This window comes from Streptomyces sp. NPDC056948 (assembly GCF_042674225.1).
Lineage (GTDB): Bacteria > Actinomycetota > Actinomycetes > Streptomycetales > Streptomycetaceae > Streptomyces > Streptomyces purpurascens.
Genome location: NZ_JBHUQX010000123.1, coordinates 1 through 21,908 on the forward strand (window position 1 = coordinate 1; position 21,908 = coordinate 21,908).

18 protein-coding genes are annotated in these 21,908 nt (G+C 70.2%); 10 read left to right on the forward strand and 8 right to left on the reverse strand.

From position 1 onward, the window contains the following. Positions 1–64: 64 nt before the first annotated feature. Positions 65–295, reverse strand: coding sequence for a hypothetical protein (locus ACFTZL_RS17920; protein WP_046728668.1), 231 nt, complete (start codon positions 293–295; stop codon positions 65–67). 441 nt (positions 296–736) lie between these two features. On the opposite strand from ACFTZL_RS17920, the gene ACFTZL_RS17925 reads away from it, so the two are divergent. The 6 genes from ACFTZL_RS17925 to ACFTZL_RS17950 all read left to right on the forward strand — a co-directional run bounded on the left by ACFTZL_RS17925 (position 737) and on the right by ACFTZL_RS17950 (position 7,726). Further along, entirely contained in the window at positions 737–2,860 is a 2,124-nt protein-coding gene (locus ACFTZL_RS17925; protein WP_382583247.1) for a type IIA DNA topoisomerase subunit B, read from the forward strand. A gap of 303 nt (positions 2,861–3,163) precedes the next feature. Further along, positions 3,164–3,688, forward strand: coding sequence for a DUF1453 domain-containing protein (locus ACFTZL_RS17930; protein WP_382583250.1), 525 nt, complete (start codon positions 3,164–3,166; stop codon positions 3,686–3,688). Next, positions 3,685–4,836, forward strand: a complete 1,152-nt coding sequence (locus ACFTZL_RS17935; RefSeq protein WP_382583253.1) for a sensor histidine kinase — start codon at positions 3,685–3,687, stop codon at positions 4,834–4,836. Before ACFTZL_RS17930 ends, ACFTZL_RS17935 begins: the two co-directional genes overlap by 4 nt. Further along, a complete protein-coding gene (locus ACFTZL_RS17940) occupies positions 4,833–5,510 on the forward strand; it encodes a response regulator (protein ID WP_382583256.1) in 678 nt (225 codons plus the stop codon). The genes ACFTZL_RS17935 and ACFTZL_RS17940 overlap by 4 nt, the downstream gene beginning before the upstream one ends. Before the next feature lie 69 nt (positions 5,511–5,579). Then, positions 5,580–6,137 carry a DUF485 domain-containing protein gene (locus ACFTZL_RS17945; RefSeq protein ID WP_382583259.1) on the forward strand — a complete coding sequence of 186 codons (558 nt, stop codon included), beginning with the start codon at positions 5,580–5,582 and terminating at the stop codon, positions 6,135–6,137. Then, positions 6,134–7,726 carry a cation acetate symporter gene (locus ACFTZL_RS17950; RefSeq protein WP_382583262.1) on the forward strand — a complete coding sequence of 531 codons (1,593 nt, stop codon included), beginning with the start codon at positions 6,134–6,136 and terminating at the stop codon, positions 7,724–7,726. Before ACFTZL_RS17945 ends, ACFTZL_RS17950 begins: the two co-directional genes overlap by 4 nt. A 29-nt stretch (positions 7,727–7,755) precedes the next feature. Here the strand turns inward: ACFTZL_RS17950 and ACFTZL_RS17955 are convergent, their stop codons facing one another. The 4 genes from ACFTZL_RS17955 to ACFTZL_RS17970 all read right to left on the reverse strand — a co-directional run bounded on the left by ACFTZL_RS17955 (position 7,756) and on the right by ACFTZL_RS17970 (position 12,500). Further along, the gene (locus ACFTZL_RS17955; protein WP_184589736.1) at positions 7,756–8,436 is read right to left on the reverse strand and encodes a response regulator; all 681 of its coding nucleotides are present in this window, start codon (positions 8,434–8,436) and stop codon (positions 7,756–7,758) included. Then, positions 8,436–10,106 (reverse strand): ATP-binding protein, encoded by a 1,671-nt coding sequence (locus ACFTZL_RS17960; RefSeq protein WP_382583266.1) that lies wholly within the window; start codon positions 10,104–10,106, stop codon positions 8,436–8,438. The genes ACFTZL_RS17955 and ACFTZL_RS17960 overlap by 1 nt, the downstream gene beginning before the upstream one ends. Before the next feature lie 139 nt (positions 10,107–10,245). Beyond that, positions 10,246–11,190, reverse strand: coding sequence for a sucrase ferredoxin (locus tag ACFTZL_RS17965; RefSeq protein ID WP_382583269.1), 945 nt, complete (start codon positions 11,188–11,190; stop codon positions 10,246–10,248). 53 nt (positions 11,191–11,243) lie between these two features. Beyond that, positions 11,244–12,500, reverse strand: a complete 1,257-nt coding sequence (locus ACFTZL_RS17970; protein WP_382583272.1) for a citrate synthase — start codon at positions 12,498–12,500, stop codon at positions 11,244–11,246. A 110-nt stretch (positions 12,501–12,610) separates the two neighbouring features. Here ACFTZL_RS17970 and ACFTZL_RS17975 point away from each other — a divergent pair, with 110 nt between their 5' ends. Further along, entirely contained in the window at positions 12,611–13,771 is a 1,161-nt protein-coding gene (locus ACFTZL_RS17975) for a citrate synthase/methylcitrate synthase (protein WP_382583275.1), read from the forward strand. A gap of 14 nt (positions 13,772–13,785) precedes the next feature. Here the strand turns inward: ACFTZL_RS17975 and ACFTZL_RS17980 are convergent, their stop codons facing one another. Together ACFTZL_RS17980 and ACFTZL_RS17985 are read right to left on the reverse strand one after the other, a co-directional pair. Beyond that, positions 13,786–14,388 (reverse strand): DUF6082 family protein, encoded by a 603-nt coding sequence (locus ACFTZL_RS17980; RefSeq protein ID WP_382583278.1) that lies wholly within the window; start codon positions 14,386–14,388, stop codon positions 13,786–13,788. A 243-nt stretch (positions 14,389–14,631) separates the two neighbouring features. Then, on the reverse strand, positions 14,632–14,871 hold the full coding sequence (locus ACFTZL_RS17985; protein ID WP_382583281.1) for a hypothetical protein: 240 nt from the start codon (positions 14,869–14,871) through the stop codon (positions 14,632–14,634). A 382-nt stretch (positions 14,872–15,253) separates the two neighbouring features. Between ACFTZL_RS17985 and ACFTZL_RS17990 the strand changes: the two genes are divergently transcribed. Beyond that, positions 15,254–16,312, forward strand: a complete 1,059-nt coding sequence (locus ACFTZL_RS17990; RefSeq protein WP_382583284.1) for a CobW family GTP-binding protein — start codon at positions 15,254–15,256, stop codon at positions 16,310–16,312. 27 nt (positions 16,313–16,339) lie between these two features. On the opposite strand, the gene ACFTZL_RS17995 is transcribed toward ACFTZL_RS17990, so the two are convergent. Continuing rightward, complete coding sequence (locus tag ACFTZL_RS17995) at positions 16,340–18,796, reverse strand: DNA topoisomerase (ATP-hydrolyzing) subunit A (protein WP_382583287.1); 2,457 nt, start codon at positions 18,794–18,796, stop codon at positions 16,340–16,342. A gap of 250 nt (positions 18,797–19,046) precedes the next feature. Here ACFTZL_RS17995 and ACFTZL_RS18000 point away from each other — a divergent pair, with 250 nt between their 5' ends. Both ACFTZL_RS18000 and ACFTZL_RS18005 read left to right on the forward strand, forming a co-directional pair. Further along, complete coding sequence (locus ACFTZL_RS18000; RefSeq protein WP_382583290.1) at positions 19,047–20,429, forward strand: M16 family metallopeptidase; 1,383 nt, start codon at positions 19,047–19,049, stop codon at positions 20,427–20,429. Continuing rightward, positions 20,426–21,814, forward strand: a complete 1,389-nt coding sequence (locus ACFTZL_RS18005; RefSeq protein ID WP_382583292.1) for a M16 family metallopeptidase — start codon at positions 20,426–20,428, stop codon at positions 21,812–21,814. The genes ACFTZL_RS18000 and ACFTZL_RS18005 overlap by 4 nt, the downstream gene beginning before the upstream one ends. The last annotated feature ends 94 nt before the right edge of the window (positions 21,815–21,908 follow it).

Genomic DNA, 21,908 nt, shown 5'->3' on the forward strand with positions numbered 1-21,908 from the left:
CTCTCAGAGGCAGCCGCCCATTCACCGGCCTGTGCCGGGCTGGCTCGTCGTCGGACGCGAGGTGTCAGCGCTCATCTTCGGAGGCGGTCGCGGGAACGGTCGTGAGCCGCTCCGTCTCGTCCTGTATCTCAGCGGCGATCTTCTTGAGTTCCGGCTCGAACTTGCGACCGTGGTGGGCGCAGAAGAGCAGTTCTCCGCCGCTGAGCAGGACGACGCGCAGGTACGCCTGGGCGCCGCAGCGGTCGCAGCGATCAGCGGCCGTCAGGTGGCTCGCGGGGGTCAGAACAGTAGTCACGTCGCCTCTTCTCTAGCTCGACGAGCTGTCGTACCAGGGTCAACATCCAACCAGCCATAAAACGTTCCCGCTCGTGGCTTTTCCTCAAAAAAATCTTGCGAGGCGGCTGTCTGCTGCCGGTTGGCGGCGAATGTGCCGTATTGCGTGTCTATGTGTCTTACGGGGCTTCGCGTTGTATCGGTGGTCGGTCCTCCCGGCTGGGTTGCCGGTTGTTCATGAGGACGTGCCCGGAGCCTAAATGGTTCATGCCTGGAAGGGAACGTGATGTGTACTTCACTCCATCGAGGGATCGAACACGCATGCGAGTCTGGACTAGTCTGAGTCTCTGACGAGGGTGGCGTTACAACGGCTCTACCAGGCCTCGGTACCCTCTCACCGGTGACTGAAGTCGCGCCCTTACCCATGAGGGCCCCATCTGAAATTCAGCGAGGAGCGAACCGCGTGACCGCCGAAACGTCCGTGCCGTCCACAGCTCTGCTGGCAGGAGCAGACCGGGACGGTTCCAACTACACCGCGCGGCACCTGCTCGTCCTTGAGGGGCTCGAGGCCGTGCGCAAGCGCCCGGGCATGTATATCGGGTCGACCGACAGCCGCGGTCTCATGCACTGCCTCTGGGAGATCATCGATAACTCCGTCGATGAGGCCCTGGGCGATTACTGCGACCACATCGAGGTCATCCTCCAGGACGACGGATCCGTCGAGGTCCGGGACAACGGCCGGGGTATCCCGGTCGACGTCGAGCCCAAGACCGGCCTCTCCGGTGTCGAGGTCGTCATGACCAAGCTGCACGCCGGCGGCAAGTTCGGAGGCGGCTCGTATGCCGCCTCCGGCGGCCTGCACGGCGTCGGCGCCTCCGTGGTGAACGCCCTCTCCGCCCGCCTGGACATCGAGGTGGACCGCGGGGGGCACACCCACGCCATCAGCTTCCGGCGCGGAGTCCCCGGCGCGTTCGCCGGGAACGGCCCGGACGCCAAGTTCGAGGCCAAGGGCGGGCTGCGCAAGGCCAAGAAGATCCCGAAGAGCCGCACCGGCACGCGCGTGCGGTACTGGGCCGATCGCCAGATCTTCCTCAAGGACGCCAAGCTCGCCTTGGAGACGCTGCACCAGCGGGCCCGCCAGACGGCGTTCCTGGTGCCCGGCCTGACCATCGTCGTGCGCGACGAGCTCGGGCTCGGTGAGGGCGGCAGCAAGGGCGAGGAGTCCTTCCGCTTCGACGGCGGCATCAGCGAGTTCTGCGAGTACCTGGCGAGCGACAAGCCGGTCTGCGACGTCCTCCGCTTCTCCGGACAGGGCACCTTCAAGGAGACGGTCCCCGTCCTGGACGACCACGGCCAGATGACGCCCACCGAGGTGACTCGCGAACTCGGCGTCGACGTCGCGATGCGCTGGGGCACGGGATATGACACGACGCTCAAGTCGTTCGTGAACATCATCGCCACCCCCAAGGGTGGTACGCACGTAGCCGGTTTCGAGCAGGCCGTCGCCAAGACGATGAACGAGGTGCTGCGCACCAAGAAGCTCCTGCGCGTCGCCGAGGACGACGTCGTCAAGGACGACGCCCTGGAGGGCCTCACCGCGGTCGTCACCGTGCGCCTCGCCGAGCCGCAGTTCGAGGGGCAGACCAAGGAGGTGCTCGGCACCTCGGCGGCCCGCCGGATCGTGAACAACGTGGTCACCAAGGAGCTCAAGGCGTTCCTGACCTCCACGAAGCGGGACGCCGCACAGCAGGCCCGTGTCGTGCTGGAGAAGGCCGTCGCCGCGGCCCGTACGCGCATCGCCGCCCGCCAGCACAAGGACGCGCAGCGGCGCAAGACGGCCCTGGAGTCCTCCTCGCTGCCGGCCAAGCTCGCCGACTGCCGCAGCGACGACGTCGACCGCAGTGAACTGTTCATCGTCGAGGGCGACTCCGCTCTCGGTACGGCGAAGCTCGCCCGGAACTCCGAGTTCCAGGCGCTGCTGCCGATCCGGGGCAAGATCCTCAACGTTCAGAAGTCGTCCGTGACGGACATGCTGAAGAACGTCGAGTGCGGCGCGATCATTCAGGTCATAGGGGCCGGATCGGGCCGGACCTTCGACATCGACACGGCTCGCTACGGCAAGATCATCATGATGACCGACGCCGATGTCGACGGCTCGCACATCCGCACCCTGCTCCTGACCCTGTTCCACCGCTACATGCGGCCCATGGTCGAGGCCGGCCGGGTCTTCGCGGCGGTGCCGCCGCTGCACCGCATCGAGATCGTCCAGCCGAAGAAGGGTCAGGACAAGTACGTCTACACGTACTCGGACCGGGAACTGCGCGACAAGCTCATGGAGTTCCAGAGCAAGGGCGTCCGCTACAAGGACTCGATCCAGCGCTACAAGGGTCTCGGCGAGATGGACGCCGACCAGCTGGCCGAGACGACCATGGACCCGCGCCACCGCACTCTGCGCCGGATCAACCTCTCCGACCTGGAGGCGGCCGAGCAGGTCTTCGACCTGCTGATGGGCAACGACGTCGCACCGCGCAAGGAGTTCATCTCCAACTCGGCGGCGACGCTGGACCGGTCGCGGATCGATGCGTAGCCGCTGCGCCGGGCGGTAGCCGGGCAGGGGCGGGGCGTCCGTCGGTGACCGACGTGAACCGCTGGTGGACATCGCTGTGCCGCCTTGGTCCAGGTGCGGCACCAGCGGTGTCCGAATGCGCCGTTCGGACACGACCCGGCCTTGCCCGAGGTGTCTCTCCACCCGCAGGTGGAGAGGTGCCCGGTCGGGAATCCACCCGCGATCCACCCTGGCTCCGATCCTGTGGCCTGGAGATTTCCGTAGGTTCGAAGGCGTCGGCGGCACTCGCTGCCGGCAACCCCCTTCTCGCTCACGGAGGTCGTGATGTCCGGGCTCGTCGACGCGTTGGTGATCGTGGCTGTTGCCGTAGTGGTGATCGCCCGTCAGTTCCGCGTGAGCCGGATAGACAGCGAGCGCCGCTGGTGGCTCCTGCCCGCGATCCTGGCCGTCGTCGCGCTGCGCGAGCCCGGCATACTCGATCCGCATCACCACACGGCCTCGGTGCTCCTGCTCGGCGCCGAACTGCTCGTCGGCCTGGCCACCGGAGCCGGCTGGGCCTGGACCACTCGCATATGGGTGGAGCCGGACGGCACCGTGTGGAGCAAGAGCAGCATGGCGAGCGCCGCCGTCTGGGTCGTCGGCATCGGACTGCGCGTCGGCCTCTTCGTGCTCGGGGCCGAGGTGGGCGTTCACCAGGACAGCTCGGCCCTGCTGTTGGGGCTGGCCGGAACCCTCCTCGTCCGGGCCGGAATCCTGGCCTGGCGTGGTCAGTCGCCGCGCCCTGCCGCGAGCATGAGCGGGGCGTACCGTGAAAGCGCGGCCCGACCTGCGGGGAAGGAGCTCGTGTGAAGCAGAACGCCTGGACGCGCTGGCCTTCCCGGGAGGCGCTCAGCCGCGAGGGAATCTCACGCTCCCGCTGCATGCTGGCCTGGACGGTGAGGGCCCTGGTCCTCGGCCTGTTGCTGTGGGGTGCCTTCTCCGACGGTCATGCGGGCGGCTGGAGGGCGGCTGCCGGCGCCGGCGGAGTGCTGTTGGCGGGAATGCTCGCCTGGGCCTTCTTCCGGACCACACTCCAGCACCGCCTGTGGCCGTCGCTGGCATCGCTCGCGCTGCTCCAGGGTCTTGCCGTCGCGGCCCATATGTCGGGGTTCAAGGTGGCGGCACTGGTCATGTGGTGCGGGTGCGCCGTCTCGGCGCTGGAACGGCTTCCCCCGGCCGTCGCCCTCACCGCAGCCGGAGTCGCACTCGGTTCGTACGGGGCCGTCGACAACGACGACATACTGACGGCCGTGGTCACCGGAGTCGGCCTCGCCCTCGCCGGATACACGCTGCGTCTCGACGCCGAGGCCCGTGGCAGCGCCCAGCGGCTGCTCGCCCAGGAGCGGGCCGCACGCGCGGCCGAGGCGGAGACGGCGGCGCTCGCTGAGCGGGCCCGCATAGCGCGGGAGATCCACGACGTGCTCGCGCACAGCCTCTCGGCCCAGCTCGTGCACCTGGAGGCGGCCCGGCTGCTGATCGAGCGCGGAGGGGAACGGAAGCAGGTGCTCGAACGAGTGGTAGCGGCACGCGAGATGGCGCGCGGCGGACTCTCAGAGACCCGGCAGGCGCTCTCGGCCCTGCGGGGGGAGCTGACCCCGCTGGAGGACTTCCTGAATCAGTTGGTGGGTTCGGCCGACGGCGCCGAGATCACCGTCACGGGTGAACGCAGGGCGCTGCCGGCCGAGGCCTCGCAGGCCGTGCGCAGAGCCGCCCAGGAGGCTCTGACCAACGTCCGCAAGCACGCTCGGGGGGCCAGGGTGCGTCTGAGGCTGGACTACCGTCCGCACGAAGTGACCCTCGATGTGCGGGACTCGGGCGGCTCGCCGGGCGAACTGACCCGGACGGGCGCCGGGTACGGTCTGCTGGGCATGCGAGAGCGTGCCGAGCTGCTGGGCGGCTCGCTCGAGGCCGGGCCCGGCGAGGAGGGGTTCGTGGTGACGTTGAAGGTGCCGGTATGACGCATGAGGCCGAGCGGAAGCCCGCTCGGGTGGTGGTCGTGGACGACCAGACCGTGGTGCGCGAGGGCATCGTGATGCTGCTCGGTCTGCTGCCCGGGATCGAGGTGGTCGGCGCTGCCGGAGACGGTGAGGAGGCGGTGCGGCTCGTCGCCGAACTGGCCCCGGACGTGGTGCTGATGGACCTGCGCATGCCCCGCTGCGACGGAGTGGAGGCGACCCGCAGGATCCGCGCGCAGCACCCCGGGACGCAGGTCGTGGTGCTCACGACGTACGCGGACGACGAGTCCCTGTTCCCGGCACTGGCTGCCGGAGCACGCGGCTATCTCACGAAGGACGCGGACGGAGACGAGATCGTGCGGGCCGTGCACAGCGTGCTGTCCGGGCAGGCAGGGCTCTCGCCGAGCATCCAGAGACGGCTGCTGGAGCGCCTGGCGGAGCCGAGACCGGCGGCGCCTGCCGAGGCGCCGGACGGGCTCACCGTGCGGGAGACGGAGGTGCTGGTCCTCATCGCCGACGGGCTCAGCAACCAGGAGATCGGCCGCAGACTGCATGTCTCCACGGCGACCGTGAAGACCCATATCAACAACCTCTTCGCCAAGGCGGGGATCAAGGACCGTGCCCAGGCGGTGCGTTACGCCTATGGGAAGGGACTCGTACGGCCACCAGCGGGTTGAGTCACCTGAAGGGGTGAAGAGGAATGGGAAGAAGAGTCGGGGATCTTCCCGTTCTGTCCATCCTTGGGCATGCAGCCAAGCAAGGGCCGTCCCCGCGGAAGCGGGGCCGGTCAGGAAAGTTGGGTCGAGCCTCTCGACGCTCATGACCCGGTCCCGGCCGAGGAGGCCGGGCACCTCAGGTACGACGACCCCTGGTACGACGCCCTCGCCTCCGGCTGGGGCGAGTCGGCCGGTGCCGGGGTCGCTCCGGCGGTGGTGCCGTCGGCGCGAAGGGAGGGCGAGGCCGGGGCCGCGCCGGCCGAGGTGTACCTGGAGGTGCAGCGCAGTGCCGCCTTTCAGGAGGTGCGGAGGCGGTACCGGAGGTTCGTGGTGCCGGCCTTCGTGGCCTTCTTCGCCTGGTACGTGGGCTACGTCGTGGCTGCCACGACCGCTCCGGAGCTGATGGCCCGGCCCGTGGCGGGAGCGGTAAACGTGGCGATGGCCGCGGGGCTCGGGCAGTTCCTGACCACGTTCCTGCTCACCTGGGCATACGCGCGGCACGCGCGGCTGCGTAGGGACCGGGCGGCGCTCGAACTGCGCTGGGACACACAGGAACTGACGCGCGGAGCGAACGGCGGTGTCTCGTGACGGGGGAACACCAGACGCTTTCGCTGCTGCTGTTCAGCGCGTTCGTCGCGGTCACGCTGGCGATCACGACGTGGGTGAGCCGCAAACGGCGTGGTTCGGCGGAGGAGTTCTACGCGGGCGGGCGGCTCTTCTCACCCATGGAGAATGGTTTTGCCCTCGCGGGCGACTATATGTCCGCCGCCTCCTTCCTGGGGGTCACCGGGCTCATCGCATTGTTCGGCTACGACGGGCTGCTCTATGTCGTCGGGTTCCTCGTGGCCTGGCTTGTGGTGCTGTTCCTCGTCGCCGAACTGGTGCGCAACTGCGGCCGGTTCACGCTCGCCGACGTCGTGGCGGCGCGGATGAGGGAGCGGCCGGTACGGATCGCGGCGGGAACCTCCTCGGTCACCGTGTCCGTTCTGTATCTGGTGGCGCAGATGGTCGGCGCCGGCAGCCTGGTGGCGCTGCTGCTGGGGGGTACGAGCGAGGCGGCGCGGGCCTGGACCGTCATCGGTGTGGGCGCGCTCATGGTGATCTATGTGTCGTTGGGAGGGATGCGGGCGACCACATGGATTCAGATCGTCAAGGCCGTTCTGCTGCTCGGCGGCACCATCGCGCTGACGGCGCTCGTCCTGATGCGTTTCCACGGCGACCTGGACCGGTTGCTGCTCACGGCGGCCGAGCGCAGCGGTCATGGGAAGGCGTTCCTGGCGCCCGGGCTGAAGTACGGCGGGGACTGGACCGCTCGCTTCGACTTCATCAGTCTGGGACTGGCCCTGGTGCTGGGTACGGCCGGGCTGCCGCACATCCTGTCCCGCTTCTACACGGTGCCCACCGCGCGCGCCGCACGCCGCTCGGTCGTCTGGGCCGTCGGACTCATCGGCGGCTTCTACCTGATGACGATCGTGCTCGGCTTCGGCGCCGCCGCCATCGTGGGGCCGGAGGCCGTGCGCGGGTCGAACGCGGCCGGGAACACGGCGGTTCCGCTGCTGGCGCTCGATCTGGGCGGTGGTGCCGGGTCCACAGGAGGAACAGTTCTCTTCGCGATCGTCGCCGCGGTGGCGTTCGCCACCATCCTCGCCGTGGTCGCCGGGATCACGCTCGCGTCCTCGGCCTCGGTGGCCCACGATCTGTACGCGTCCTTGCGGCGGCGGGGCGGCAAGCCGCGCAGCGAGGTGGCGGTGGCCCGGGTCGCGGCCGTCGCAGTGGGCGTGGTGGCGATCGCCCTCAGCCTGCTGGCGCGGGATCTCAATGTGGCGTTCCTGGTGGGTCTCGCCTTCGCCGTCGCCGCGTCGGCGAACCTCCCGGTGCTGCTCTACTCCCTGTTCTGGCGCGGCTTCACGACACGTGGCGCCGTGTGGGCCGTCTACGGCGGTCTCGTTCCGGCCGTGGTGCTCGTGGTGCTGTCACCGGTGGTCTCGGGCACCCCGGACTCGCTGTTCCCGGGCGTCGACCTCCAGTACTTCCCGTTGCAGAACCCGGGCCTGGTCTCGATCCCGCTGGGGTTCCTCGCGGGCTGGCTGGGCACGGTCACCTCGGCGGAGGTCCCGGACGAGGCCCAGCACGCGGAGACCGAGGTGCGGTCGCTGACCGGGGCGGGAGCAGCGTAGGGGGGTGCTCGCCCGCGGGCGGTTCCGGGCTAGGCGCGGGTCGCCCACACGTAACGGTGTTCCGGGCGGCCCGCGTCCCCGTACTTGAGGGTCAGCCTGGCCCGTCCCGTGCGCTCCAGGAGCTTCAGGTAGCGCTGGGCGGTCTGGCGGCTCACCCCCGTGCGCTCGGCGATCTCCTGGGCGGACAGGGGCCCGTCGGCGTGCATCAGGGACTGACGGACCAGCTCCGCGGTGGTGGGGGAGTGCCCTTTGGGCAGATCGGGCTCCGACGGGGTCGACAGCGCCCCGAAGATGCGATCCACCTCGGCCTGCTCGGCCTCCCCGCCGCCGTCGAGGGTGCGGCGCAGCTCCGCGTACGCCTCCAGCTTGGCGCGCAGGCCGGCGAAGGCGAACGGCTTGACCAGGTACTGCAGCGCGCCCTGCCGCATCGCCGCCTGCACGGTGGACACGTCCCGGGCCGCCGTCACCATGATCACGTCGGTCTGGTGGCCGCGCCGCCGCATCTCCTGGACGACCGCCAGCCCCGTCTCGTCGGGCAGGTAGTGGTCCAGGAGCACCAGGTCCAGCCGGGGCAGCGTCTCCAACTGGAGCAGCGCCTCGGCGGCGCTGTGGGCCTCGCCGGCGACATGGAAGCCCGGCACCTTCTCGACGTAGGCGGCGTTGACCCGCGCGACTCTGGTGTCGTCGTCCACGACCAGGACCTCGATCATCACGACTCCTTCTTGGCGGTCTGCGGAGCTGACGGCACGGTCAGGGCAGGTTCGGGGCCCGGCTCGGTGAGTGCCTCGGGCAGGACGACGGTGAACTCCGCGCCCCCGCCGTACGCCTCGTCGACGGTCGCGCTGCCCCCCTGCCGCTCGGCGAGCCTGCGCACCAGGGAGAGGCCGATGCCCCGCTCGCGGTGCGCCGGCGGCTCCTTCGTAGACCATCCGGTGGTGAAGATCAACTCCCGGTGCTCCGGCGGGATTCCCGGACCCGTGTCGCGCACCCGGAGGATCGCCGTACGCCCTTCGGCGCGCAGTTCGACCTCCACGCGCGCGTGCGGCTTGCCCGCCACGGCGTCGAGGGCGTTGTCCACCAGGTTGCCGACCACGGTCACCAGCCCCTGGGGGTCGATCAGCCGGTCGGGCAGCCGGGTCCGGTCCGACACCCACAGGGCGACGCCCCGCTCGGCCGCGACGGTCGCCTTGCCGACCAGCAGGGCGGCGAGCAGCGGGTCCTCGATCCGCTCGGTGACCTGCTCCGCGGTGGCGCGGTGATCACCGACGACCTCGCCGACGAACTCGACGGCGTCGTCGTACATCTCCAGCTCGAGCAGCCCCAGGAGCGTGTGCATACGGTTGGCATGTTCGTGGTCCTGGGCGCGCAGGGCGTCGATCAGACCACGCGTGGAGTCGAGTTCGCGGCCCAGTTGCTCCAGCTCGGTGCGGTCGCGCAGGGTGGCCACGGCGCCGCCGTCGTCGGTGGGCATGCGGTTGGCGACCAGCACGCGCTGGCCGCGCACGGTGAGCAGGTCCGTGCCGGTCACGCGCCCGGCCAGCACATCGGCCGTGCGACCCGCGCCCAGTGCCTCGTCCGGGGAACGGCCCACCGCCGCGTCGCCGATGCTCAGCAGCCGCTGCGCCTCGTCGTTGAGGAGACGGATGCGGCCGGTGCGGTCCAGGGCGACGACGCCCTCCCGGATGCCGTGCAGCATCGCCTCGCGTTCCGACAGGAGCGCCGCGATGTCGGAGAAGGCCAGGTCCCGGGTCTGCCTGTGGACCCGTCGGGAGATGAGCCACGCGGCCAGCGCACCGACGGCCAGCGCACCGCCGGCGTAGGCGAGCAGCCCCGGGATCGCGTGGATCAGCCGGGCCCGGACGCTGTCGTAGGCGATGCCGACCGAGACGGCGCCGACGACGGAGCCGTCGCTGTCGCGCAGCGGCACCTTGCCCCGGGCGGAGCGGCCCAGGGTGCCGCTGTCGATCTCCATGACCTCCTTGCCGGCCAGGGCCTGGCCGGGGTCGGTCGAGACGATGCCGCCGATCTGCTTCTTGTCGGTGTGCGACCAGCGCACACCGCGCCAGTCCATCACCACGATGTACTCGGCCTGGGTGGCCTTCCGGATCCGTTCCGCCTCCTGCTGCACCGGACCGTTCGGGGAGGGAGGAGTGTCCCTCAGGTCCTGAGCGAGATCCGGCTGCTGGGCGGTCGTCTGCGCGATCGCGAGCGCGCGGCGCATCGCCTGGTCGTCGAGCTGGTTGCTCAGAGGCGCGAGGAACAGCCCGGTCGCGAGGACCGCGACTCCCGCGGCGATCGCCACCTGCATCAGCAGCACCTGCGAGAACACCCGCCGCGGGAGGCCGAGGCGCAGGCGGCGTGCGGGGGGAGTGGGGCTCATACCCAAGAAGGTACGTGCGGCTGCCTACCTGCCGTAACGGGTGTGGCGTGGATCTCTTGATCAATGCGTGCGAAGGCGGCACCGGGCGAACGCGGCATCAATGCGTGATGGGGACGACGCCGCCCCTGAGGCTGACCGGTCAGCTCGCGAGCGCCGTCGTCATCCTCATCTCGCGCACCGCCACGGCGTCCATCCGCGCGGGCGAACCGAGGACGGACGCCCCGCAGCTCTCCGGGCGGGGCGGCAGGGCCGCGCCCTGGGCCACCTCGACCTGCCAGCGGCGCCCGTCGGCGTGGGCGACGGTCACCTCCCAGCGCGGGGCCGCGCCCGACGTCCGCACGACGCTCAGCGCCTCCGCGGCATACTCGCCGGTCGCGGTGCGCACGGCGAGCTCGGCCGCCTGACCGGGCCGTTCCCAGGCCGAGCTGCCCCGGCAGCCTTCCACGACGATCCGCCCCTCCCCGGCGCCGTGCAGGACCTGCTTGAGGGTGTGGGCCTCGGCCCGGCCGTACGCGTATCCGTACGGCAGCACGAGCACGGTCGGGGAGAAGCGGTGACCACCCAGATGGGTGACCTCCCAGACGCCCTCGACCCCCGACGTGGCGAGCTCGGCCGCGAGGGGCCGGCCCAGGAGGGCGCAGCAGCGGTCCCGCTTGCCGTTGGTGCAGACGAGGGCGAGCGGATCACCGTCGTGGGGGCTGCCGCCGAGCACCGCGTCGAACGTGTGGTGGTCGCCCCGGCCGAGGGCGGCGAAGTCGAGATCGAGCAGCTTTTCCGGGTCCGAGGTCGTGGCGCCGTGCAGCCATACGTTTCCCGGAACGGTGTGGGCCGCGTACACCCGGCGCGAGGCGGGCATGCGGCGGTCCGCGTGGCGCCCGGGGCGGCGGATGAGCACGATCCGCACGCCCGTGTCCTTCGCGGCCGTCTCCAGGGCACGGCCCAGCGCGGGGTCCAGATGGCTCGAGGTGAGCGCCTTGGCACCCCACGGACCGGGCTGTTCCAGCAACAGCCAGGTCCTCGCGGTGGCCGCGGTCGCCGAAACGGGCTCGTCGAAGTCCCGGGAGACGCTCGTGCACGTACTCACACAGGTGAGCCTAACCTGAGTTGATTCGCGGCGGCGTCCGGGCCCGCCCTGCCCTACTCCGGCAGTGGCTGAGGCGGCTTCGCACCCGCGTAGAGACCGCTCGGGCGCATGCGCAGGGGGCGTTCGCCGTACTCCTCCAGGGCGTGTGCGATCCAGCCCGCCGTACGGGCCACGGCGAAGATCGTCTCGCCGGCGGTCGAGGGCATGGCGCAGGACGTGGTGAGCACGGCGAGCGCCAGGTCGACGTTGGCGTGCAGCGGGGCGTGGCGGGCGGTGGTCTCGACGATGTCGCGGGCCGCGAGCAGGGCGGGCTCCGCGCGCGGGATCTGTTCCAGGAGGGCGAACAGGGCACGCGCGCGTGGGTCCTCGCCCGAGTAGAGCCGGTGGCCGAGTCCCGGGATACGGCGGCCGGCGCGCAGTTCGTCCGCGATCACGGGCGCCGCGTCGCCCTGGTCGAGCACGTCGAGGAGCAGCCGGTGGGCGAGCCCGCTGGCCGCCCCGTGCAGTGGGCCCTCGATCACGCCCAGCCCTGCGGAGACCGCCGCGTAGGCGTGGGCACGGGCCGACGCGGCGACGCGCACCGCGAGCGTGGAGGCGGCCAGGTCGTGGTCGACGAGGAGGGCCAGAGCGGCGTCCAGGACGCGCAGGGACGCCTCGTCGGCGTCCTGCCCGGACAGCCGGGTCCACAGGCGGTGGGCCAGAGGGCCCTCGTCGCGGCGGTCGTGTCTCATGGGTGGCAGAGCGGCGACGAGCGTGGGAATGAGCGTGCGCGCCGTGCCGAGCACGGCCTCCTCGGACAGGTCGAACCGCAGCGGGTCGGCGGTCGCGGCGGCGATCGTCGCGACGCGCAGCAGATCGGTGGGCGCGGCGTGTTCGGGCAGTGCGTCGACGGCGCGGCGGGCCACGGCGACGGAGGCGGGCGGCGCGGTGAACGTGGCGCCCGGGTGCATCCGGCCGGTCCACAGCCACTCGGCGACCTCCTCGTAGGTGTGCCGTGCGGCCAGGTCGACCGCGTCGACACCGCGGAAGTAGTAGCGGTCGCTCTCGATGAGCGTGATGCGGGTCCGTACGGACAGCTCGCCGCCCGATCCGGAACTGCTCGTGCCCTCCCGCCTGTTGCGCCGGGCGAGCGCCTCGACCTCCCCGGCGTCGAAGGTGCTGCCACGGCCGCCGGTCACCCGCCTGCTGCTGAGCTGACCGCGGCTCACGTACGCGTACACGGTCTCCGGCTTCACGCCGAGCAGCTCGGCGGCCTCCTTGGTGCTCAGCCGCCTGTCCGCGTCGCGGGGGGCGGGTTCTTGATCGTGCATGGGGGTCACCGTATCCGCCTAGCGGCCCATTGATTAATGTATTGATTGAATCAATATTGACACGACTAAAGTCAATCATGGACAGTCGAATCAAGTCCAGGGAGGAAGACATGTCCGTCAACAGGTCCGCAGCCACTCTTCTCGACGTGCCACGGGGACTCGCCGGGGTCGTCGTCACCGACACCCGGATCGGTGACGTCCGCGGTCTCGAGGGCTTCTACCACTACAGGCAGTACTCGGCCGTCGACCTCGCGCGGACTCGCGGCTTCGAGGACGTCTGGCACCTGCTCGTGCACGGCGAACTGCCGGACGCCGGGCGGAGCGCGGCCTTCGCGGCCGAGACCGCCGCGCTGCGGCGGCTCCCCGACGAGGTGCGAGCCGCTCTGCCGGCCATAGCGGCGGCCGGCGGGCGCTCCGGCCCGCTCGCCGGGATGCGTACGGCTCTGTCGCTGCTGGGGGCGGCGAAGGGGTTCCGTCCCGTGTACGACGTCGACGCCGAGCAGCGTCTGCGGGACACGCTCGGGGCGGCCGCCGCCGTGCCCACACTGCTCACCGCACTGCACCGGCTGGGGCAAGGGCTCGACCCCGTGGAGCCGCGCGAGGACCTGTCGTACGCGGCGAACTACCTCTACATGCTGACCGGCTCGGTACCCACCGAGCAGCACGCGCGGGCGATCGAGCAATACCTGATCTCAACCATTGATCACGGATTCAATGCGTCAACCTTCACGGCCCGGGTCATCGCGTCGACCGGTGCGGATGTCGCGGCGTGCCTCGCCGGTGCGGTGGCGGCGCTGTCCGGGCCGCTGCACGGAGGTGCGCCCAGCCGCGCGCTGGACACCCTGGACGCGATCGGGACCCCGGACCGGATCGACTCCTGGGTGCGTCAGCGGGTGCTCGCGGGGGATCGCATCATGGGTTTCGGGCACGCGATCTACCGCACGGAGGACCCGCGGTCCCGGATGCTGCGCGAGGTCGCCCAGACGTTCGGCGGGCCGCGCGTGGACTTCGCCGTGGAGGTCGAGCGTCACGTGGAGGCGATCCTGGCGGAGCTGAAGCCCGGCCGTGAACTCCACACCAACGTCGAGTACTACGCGGGCGTGGTCATGGAACTCTGCGGCCTGCCCCGAGAGATGTTCACCCCGACCTTCGCCGCCGCGCGCGCGGTGGGCTGGAGCGCCAACATCCTGGAACAGGCGGAGGACTCGAAGATCATCAGGCCGGTGGCGCGGTATGTGGGGCCGGCTCCGCAGGTGAGTGGGGGCGCCTGACTGCCCGCTTCACGTCAAGGCGGGCTAGGTGCTCCGGACCTCTGAAATTCGCTGATGGCTTGCTCGAAAATTCGGAAGAGTCGACCCTCGTGACTGTCCGGTGAAAGTCCTTCCTTCGCGCCACGAGAAGCCTCCCAGTAGCGGTGGAACAAGGGACTTCGGAGGAGCGTGCGGGCGTACTCAAGTAACTCTTCTTCGGTTATGTCTCCCCATTCATAGAAGAGCAAGTAGTGGCCGAAAGTGAGGTTGGCGAACAGGTTTTGGCGCACCACTTCCGGCGGTTCGCCAGGATAGTCGTTCCAAACGCTCGCCAGGGTGGGATCTTCCATGGCCATCTGAGTCAACTGGATGTGCAGAGCTCGGAGATCGGCTCTGGCGCTGCGTCGGAGCTCCTGCCGTGAGGAGATGAGCTCTTGGCGCTGCAAAGAAAGTTCCTGACGCTGCATGCGTAATTCTCTTTGCTGGAACAGCAAGGTGATCACGAGCAATATTAAGGCCAGGCCTGAAAAGACAGCGCTGATGCCGCCGAAGTAGTCACCGACAGCGCTGCGTTCCACTGCTGCCCGGCGCCCGCCGTTGGCATCCTCGACACCGCTGAGGAGCCAGCCGCTGATCACGATGGAGGCGACACCGACAAGCGCTGCTCCGACGAGGCCTGTCGCCCCCCACAGGCATATCCGTAACAGCGAACGCCTGAAGCCTCGGTGATCCATCAACCCCTCCCGGCATCTGCGTGATGCTTCCCCGTCAGGGGGATGGGAAACCGGTTCTGCCGGTGGACGATCGCCTGCGCCTCGTGGGCGCGCGCAGGCGATCAGTGCTGAAGGGCGGCGGGCCAACGGCTGTGCTCGTGTGCGGGATCAGGCGTCCGGGATGTCCGCCTTGGCGCGGAGGAGGGTTTCCCGGGTGATGACGACGATCCGCTCGTAGTCGGCCCGCGAGGCGTCCTTCGGAAGGTGGCTCTCCAACTGGGCGGTGGCTTCCGTCCCGATGACGGCGAAGTTCCCGTCGGTCAGTTCAAAGATGTCGGGGCAATTCGCGCCGGAGATGCTCCCTCGTTCGCGCGGGGAGGCGCCGAGCCGACGGATAATTGACGACACTCATGATCCTTAAGGGTATGGCTGGGCATACGATTTGCCGGATCCTATGAGCGCTGCCTTGTGGGGCGCTCATTTTTCCTCAACGGAGCGAACGACGCTTGTGGAGTCGCTCAGAACGGGAGGCAGTCAAGCTTAGTTCGTCTGCCGGTTGGCAAGGCTGGAGCGTTTCGTTACCAACCGGCGATGTGGTCACCAGGGAGATGAAGGCATCGTCGATCGCAGGACCTGACCTCCGGTGGCCCACTCGCAACCCACCACTCGTCCATGTCCGCCTCCTCCAACTGCACGATGCCTGGGCTCGTATCCTGGTTCGGCATTCATTCCCAGTCCCTGTGCCGAGAACGCGAGCCGGTGCACGCGTCGGCGTGAGAGAGGTCGCACGGTGAGCCAGCCGAGCCCGAGTCCGCGGCAGATCCCGGTCGTGGTCCTGGCCGGATTCCTCGGATCCGGAAAGACCACGCTGCTCAACCATCTCCTCCACCGCAGTGGAGGCAGCCGGATCGGTGCGGTCGTCAATGATTTCGGGGCCATCGAGATCGACGCGATGGCCGTCGCGGGTGCGCTCGGCGATTCGACCGTCTCGCTCGGCAACGGATGCCTGTGCTGCGCCGTCGACGCCGGGGAACTGGATCTCTATCTCGAGCGGCTCACGGAGCCGTCCCTCGGCATCGACGTCATCGTCATCGAGGCCAGCGGTCTCGCCGAGCCGCAGGAACTCGTGCGGATGGTGCTCGCAAGCGAGGATCCGGGGATCGTGTACGGCGGGCTCGTCGAGGTCGTCGACGCCGCCGAGTTCGACGACACCCGGGCCAGGCATCCCGAGATCGACCGGCATCTCGCGCTGGCCGACCTCGTCGTGGTCAACAAGCTCGACCGGGCGGCGGACGGCGAGCGCGTCCTCGGGCTGGTCCGGTCCCTCGTCGACCGAGCGGCCGTCGTCCCGGCCACCTACGGCCGGATCGACCCCGAGTTCCTCTTCGACTGCCGGCCGAGCGAGGAGCGTGTCGGGCAACTGTCCTTCGACGACCTGCACGAGATCGGTGCTGACGGCCACGCCGGGCATCTGCACAGCGCGTACGACAGCCTGTCGTTCGTCTCCCGGGAGCCCCTCGATCCACGCCGGCTGATGGAGTTCCTCGACAGCCGGCCCGAGGGGCTGTACCGGATCAAGGGGTACGTCGACTTCGGCCCCTACGACGTCCGGAACCGCTACGCCGTCCACGCCGTCGGACGGTTCCTGCGCTTCTACCCGGAGCCCTGGCCGGCCGGCGACGAACGCCCTTCCCAGCTCGTCCTCATCGGCTCCGGGATCGACACCGCCGCCCTCGACAAGCAACTGGACGCGTGCCGGAGCGAGGCCCCACACGCCGACGAGCACGGCATGTGGGGCGTCCTGCGCTACGTACCGGGCACCGAGGAGGAGCTCGCGGAGCCTGCCTAGGGCCTGTCCGGACCTGCTGGAGTCCGCCTAGACCGGTCCGGCCACCACCCACACGGTCTTCGCCAGGGACACCCCCGAGCCGTCCCGCCGCGGGTCGATCTCCGGGAGGTCGACCGGCGTGCCGTTCTTCTGCGCGGCGAGGGCCGGGACGGGGCCCGCCCAGGCCAGGGACAGACAGTCCTCGCCCTTCAGGAACCGCTGGCAGCGGACGCCGCCCGTGGCGCGGCCCTTGCGCGGGTACTGGTCGAACGGGGTCAGTTTGGCCGTCGTCTGGACGGAGTCGTCCAGCGTGCCGCGCGAGCCCGCGACGGTGAAGACGACGGCGTCCGCTGCCGGGTCCACCGCCGTGAAGGAGATGACCTTCGCGCCCTCCGGGAGCTTGATGCCCGCCATGCCGCCCGCCGCGCGGCCCTGGGCGCGGACCTGCGCGGCCGGGTAGCGCAGCAGATGGGCGTCGTCGGAGATGAAGATCAGATCCTCGTCGCCGGTACGCAGTTCCACCGCGCCGACGATCCGGTCGCCCTCCTTGAGGGTGATCACCTCGAGCTCTTCCTTGTGGGACGGATAGTCCGGCACCACGCGCTTGACGACGCCCTGAGCCGTGCCGATCGCCAGGCCTGGCGACGACTCGTCCAGGGTCGTCAGGCAGACCACCGTCTCGTCGTCCTCGAGGGAGACGAACTCCGCCAGCGGGGCGCCGCCCGCGAGGTTCGGCGTCGGCATCGACTCCGGGAGCTGGGGCAGGTCGATCACGTTCAGTCGCAGCAGCCGGCCCGCCGAGGTGACCGCGCCCACCTCGCCACGGGCGGTGGCCGGCACCGCCGAGACGATCACGTCGTGCTTCACGCGCTCGGCGCCGGCGTCCTCCGCGAACGGCTCGCCGTTCGCCGTACGGGCCAGCAGACCCGTCGAGGACAGCAGCACCCGGCACGGGTCGTCGGCCACCTGGAGCGGCACGGTCGCGACCGGGGTGCCGCCCGCCTCCAGCAGGTCCGTACGCCGGTCGGTGCCGAACTTCTTGGCGACGGTGGCCAGTTCGGCGGAGACCAGCTTGCGCAGCTCGGCGTCCGAATCGAGGATCCGGGTCAGTTCCTCGATCTCCGCGTTGAGCCGGTCCTTCTCCGACTCGAGCTCGATGCGGTCGAACTTGGTCAGACGGCGCAGCGGCGTGTCGAGGATGTACTGCGTCTGCACCTCGCTCAGCGAGAACTGCTCCATCAGGCGCTGCTTCGCCTGCGCGGAGTTCTCACTGGAGCGGATGAGGCGGATGACCTCGTCGATGTCAAGCAGGGCCGTCAGCAGGCCCTCGACCAGGTGCAGCCGGTCGCGCTTCTTGCTGCGGCGGAACTCCGAACGCCGCCGTACGACGTTGAAGCGGTGGTCGAGGTAGACCTCCAAGAGCTCCTTGAGGCCCAGCGTGAGCGGCTGGCCGTCGACCAGGGCCACGTTGTTGATGCCGAAGGACTCCTCCATCGGCGTCAGCTTGTAGAGCTGCTCCAGGACCGCCTCCGGCACGAAGCCGTTCTTGATCTCGATGACCAGGCGCAGGCCGTGCTGGCGGTCGGTGAGGTCCTTGACATCGGCGATGCCCTGGAGCTTCTTCGAGCCGACCAGGTCCTTGATCTTGGCGATCACCTTCTCCGGGCCGACCGTGAAGGGCAGCTGGGTGACGACGAGGCCCTTGCGGCGGGCCGTCACGGTCTCCACGGCGACGGTCGCCCGCATCTTGAACGTGCCGCGGCCCGTCTCGTAAGCGTCCCGGATGCCGGGCAGGCCGACGATGCGGCCACCGGTGGGCAGGTCGGGGCCCGGGACGTGCTTCATCAGCGCGTCCAGATCCGCGTTCGGGTACCTGATCAGGTGGCGGGCGGCCGCGATGACCTCGCGCAGGTTGTGCGGCGGCATGTTCGTCGCCATACCGACCGCGATGCCCGAGGCGCCGTTGACCAGGAGGTTCGGGAAGGCGGCGGGCAGGGCCACCGGCTCCTGCTCCTGGCCGTCGTAGTTGGGGTTGAAGTCGACGGTGTCCTCGTCGATCGACTCCGTCATCAGGCTCGTCGCCTCGGCCATCCGGCACTCGGTGTACCGCATGGCGGCCGGCGGGTCGTCGTTGCCCAGCGAGCCGAAGTTGCCGTGGCCGTCGACCAGGGGGACGCGCATCGAGAAGGGCTGGGCCATGCGCACGAGGGCGTCGTAGATCGACGCGTCGCCGTGCGGGTGCAGCTTGCCCATGACTTCGCCGACGACGCGGGCGCACTTGACGTACCCGCGCTCGGGGCGCAGGCCCATCTCGCTCATCTGGTAGACGATGCGGCGGTGCACCGGCTTGAGGCCGTCGCGTGCGTCCGGCAGGGCGCGGGAGTAGATGACCGAGTACGCGTACTCGAGGAAGGAGCCCTGCATCTCGTCGACGACGTCGTTGTCGTGGATCCTCTCCTCGTACGAGTCGTCGGGCGGCGGGGTCTTCGTGCTGCGGCGGGCCATCGCTGCCGGCTCCTTGCCTCTGCGTTCCGGATCTGACGCCGACCATTGTGGACCGCCGCACTGACAACCGGGACCAGGACCCGGTCTCTGACGTCCGCCGAGCCGTCGGATCGGCACGGCGGGTCACCGTGTCTCGCTCTCCGCGTACGCCCCCCGGGAACTTCACCAGCGCTTCGCGCGCTTGCATACAGTGGCAGGACCGGCAGGAATCCGCGGTTGGAACGACCGCACCGCGATCGAAGGGACGTACATGCCCATGGGTCACACGGCCACAGCCCAGGCAGGCTCCGGGGGCCTGACAGCGACCGAGCACCGCCTGGCCAACGGCCTGCGCGTGGTGCTCTCCGAGGACCACTTGACCCCGGTCGCGGCGGTGTGCCTCTGGTACGACGTCGGCTCGCGCCACGAAGTCAAGGGGCGTACCGGCCTGGCTCACCTTTTCGAGCATCTGATGTTCCAGGGTTCCGCCCAGGTGAAGGGCAACGGCCACTTCGAGTTCGTCCAGGGCGCGGGCGGCTCGCTGAACGGCACCACCAGCTTCGAGCGCACCAACTATTTCGAGACCATGCCCGCCCACCAGCTCGAGCTCGCCCTCTGGCTGGAGGCCGACCGGATGGGCTCGCTGCTGTCCGCGCTCGACGACGAGTCGATGGAGAACCAGCGGGACGTCGTCAAGAACGAGCGCCGGCAGCGCTACGACAACGTCCCCTACGGCACCGCTTTCGAGAAGCTGACCGCCCTCGCCTACCCGGAGGGCCACCCCTACCACCACACGCCGATCGGCTCGATGGCCGACCTGGACGCGGCGACCCTGGAGGACGCGCGCGCCTTCTTCCGCACCTACTACGCGCCGAACAACGCCGTGCTCTCCGTGGTCGGCGACATCGACCCGGAGCAGACCCTGGCCTGGATCGAGAAGTACTTCGGCTCCGTCGCGGGACATGACGGCAAGCCCGCGCCGCGTGACGGCGCGCTGCCGGAGACCATCGGCGGGCAGCTCCGCGAGGTCGTCGAGGAGGAGGTCCCGGCGCGCGCCCTGATGGCCGCCTACCGGCTGCCGCACGACGGCACGCGCGCGTGCGACGCGGCCGACCTGGCCCTCACCGTCCTCGGCGGCGGCGAGTCCTCCCGTCTCTACAACCGCCTCGTGCGGCGGGACCGTACGGCCGTGGCCGCCGGCTTCGGCCTGCTGCGGCTCGCCGGGGCGCCCTCCCTGGGGTGGTTGGACGTGAAGACGTCCGGTGACGTGGAGGTGCCGGTCATCGAGGCCGCCATCGACGAGGAGCTCGCCCGGTTCGCCGAGGAGGGCCCCACGGCCGAGGAGATGGAGCGCGCCCAGGCCCAGTTGGAGCGCGAGTGGCTGGACCGGCTCGGCACGGTCTCCGGCCGCGCCGACGAACTGTGCCGGTACGCCGTGCTGTTCGGCGACCCGCAGCTCGCCCTGACCGCCGTGCAGCGCGTGCTGGAGGTCACCGCGGAGGAGGTCCAGGAGGTCGCCAAGGCCCGTCTGCGGCCCGACAACCGCGCGGTGCTCGTCTACGAGCCCGTCGCCGACGAGACCGGCGAGGACGCCGACACCATCGAGGACACCGCAGCCGCGGCCACGAACGAGAACGAGGAGGCGGCCAAGTGACCGAGCTCGCCACGATGGACTTCCACCCCCGGCCCCAGGCGGGCGAGGCCAAGCCCTGGGCCTTCCCCGCCCCCGAGCGCGGCACGCTCGACAACGGCCTCACCGTGCTGCGCTGCCACCGCCCCGGCCAGCAGGTCGTCGCCGTGGAGGTGCTGCTGGACGCCCCCCTGGACGCCGAGCCGGCCGGCCTCGACGGTGTGGCCACGATCATGGCCCGGGCCTTCTCCGAGGGCACCGACAAGCACTCCGCCGAGGAGTTCGCCGCCGAGCTGGAGCGCGCCGGCGCCACCCTCGACGCGCACGCCGACCACCCGGGCGTCCGGCTGAGCCTCGAGGTCCCCGCTTCCCGGCTCGCCAAGGGCCTCGGCCTGATCGCCGACGCCCTCAGGGCGCCCGCGTTCGCGGACAGCGAGGTCGAGCGGCTGGTCAACAACCGCCTCGACGAGATCCCGCACGAGCTGGCCAACCCCGCCCGCCGTGCCGCCAAGGAGCTCTCCAAGGAGCTGTTCCCGGCGGGCTCGCGCATGTCGCGGCCCCGGCAGGGCACCGAGGACACGGTCGCCGCGATCGACTCCCCGGCCGTGCGCGGTTACTACGAGAAGCACGTCCGCCCGGCGACGGCCACCGCGGTGGTCGTCGGCGACCTCACCGGAATCGACCTCGACGAGCTGCTCGGCGACACGCTGGGCGCCTGGACCGGCTCCTCGGCCGAGCCGCGGCCGGTGCCGCCGGTGACCGCCGACGACTCGGGCCGGGTCGTCATCGTGGACCGCCCGGGCGCCGTCCAGACGCAGTTGCTGATCGGCCGGATCGGCTCGGACCGGCACGACCGCGTCTGGCCCGCCCAGGTGCTCGGCACGTACTGCCTCGGCGGCACCCTCACCTCCCGCCTGGACCGCGTCCTGCGCGAGGAGAAGGGCTACACCTACGGTGTGCGGGCGTTCGCCCAGGTCCTCAGGTCCACCCCGGACGGGACCGGTGCCGCGATGCTCGCCATCAGCGGCTCCGTGGACACGCCCAACACCGGCCCCGCCCTGCAGGACCTCTGGACGGTGCTGCGCACCCTCGCCGCCGAGGGGCTGACCGACGCCGAGCGGGACGTCGCCGTGCAGAACCTGGTCGGTGTGGCGCCGCTGAAGTACGAGACGGCGGCGGCCGTCGCGAGCACGCTGGCGGACCAGGTCGAGCAGCACCTGCCCGACGACTACCAGGCCGCGCTGTACCGGCAGCTCGCCGCGACCGGCACCGTGGAGGCCACCGCGGCGGCCGTCAGCGCCTTCCCGGTGGACCGCCTGGTGACGGTCCTCGTCGGTGACGCGGCGCAGATCAAGGGCCCCGTGGAGGCCCTCGGCATCGGCGAAGTCGCCGTCGTCGGCGCCGAGTAGCGAGTAGCGAGCGGCACGCGCGCGTAGGGGCCCTGGTTGTCTTCTAAGGCACCAGGGCTCCTTTATGCCCGAATTGGTGCGGGAGTTTCCCGTC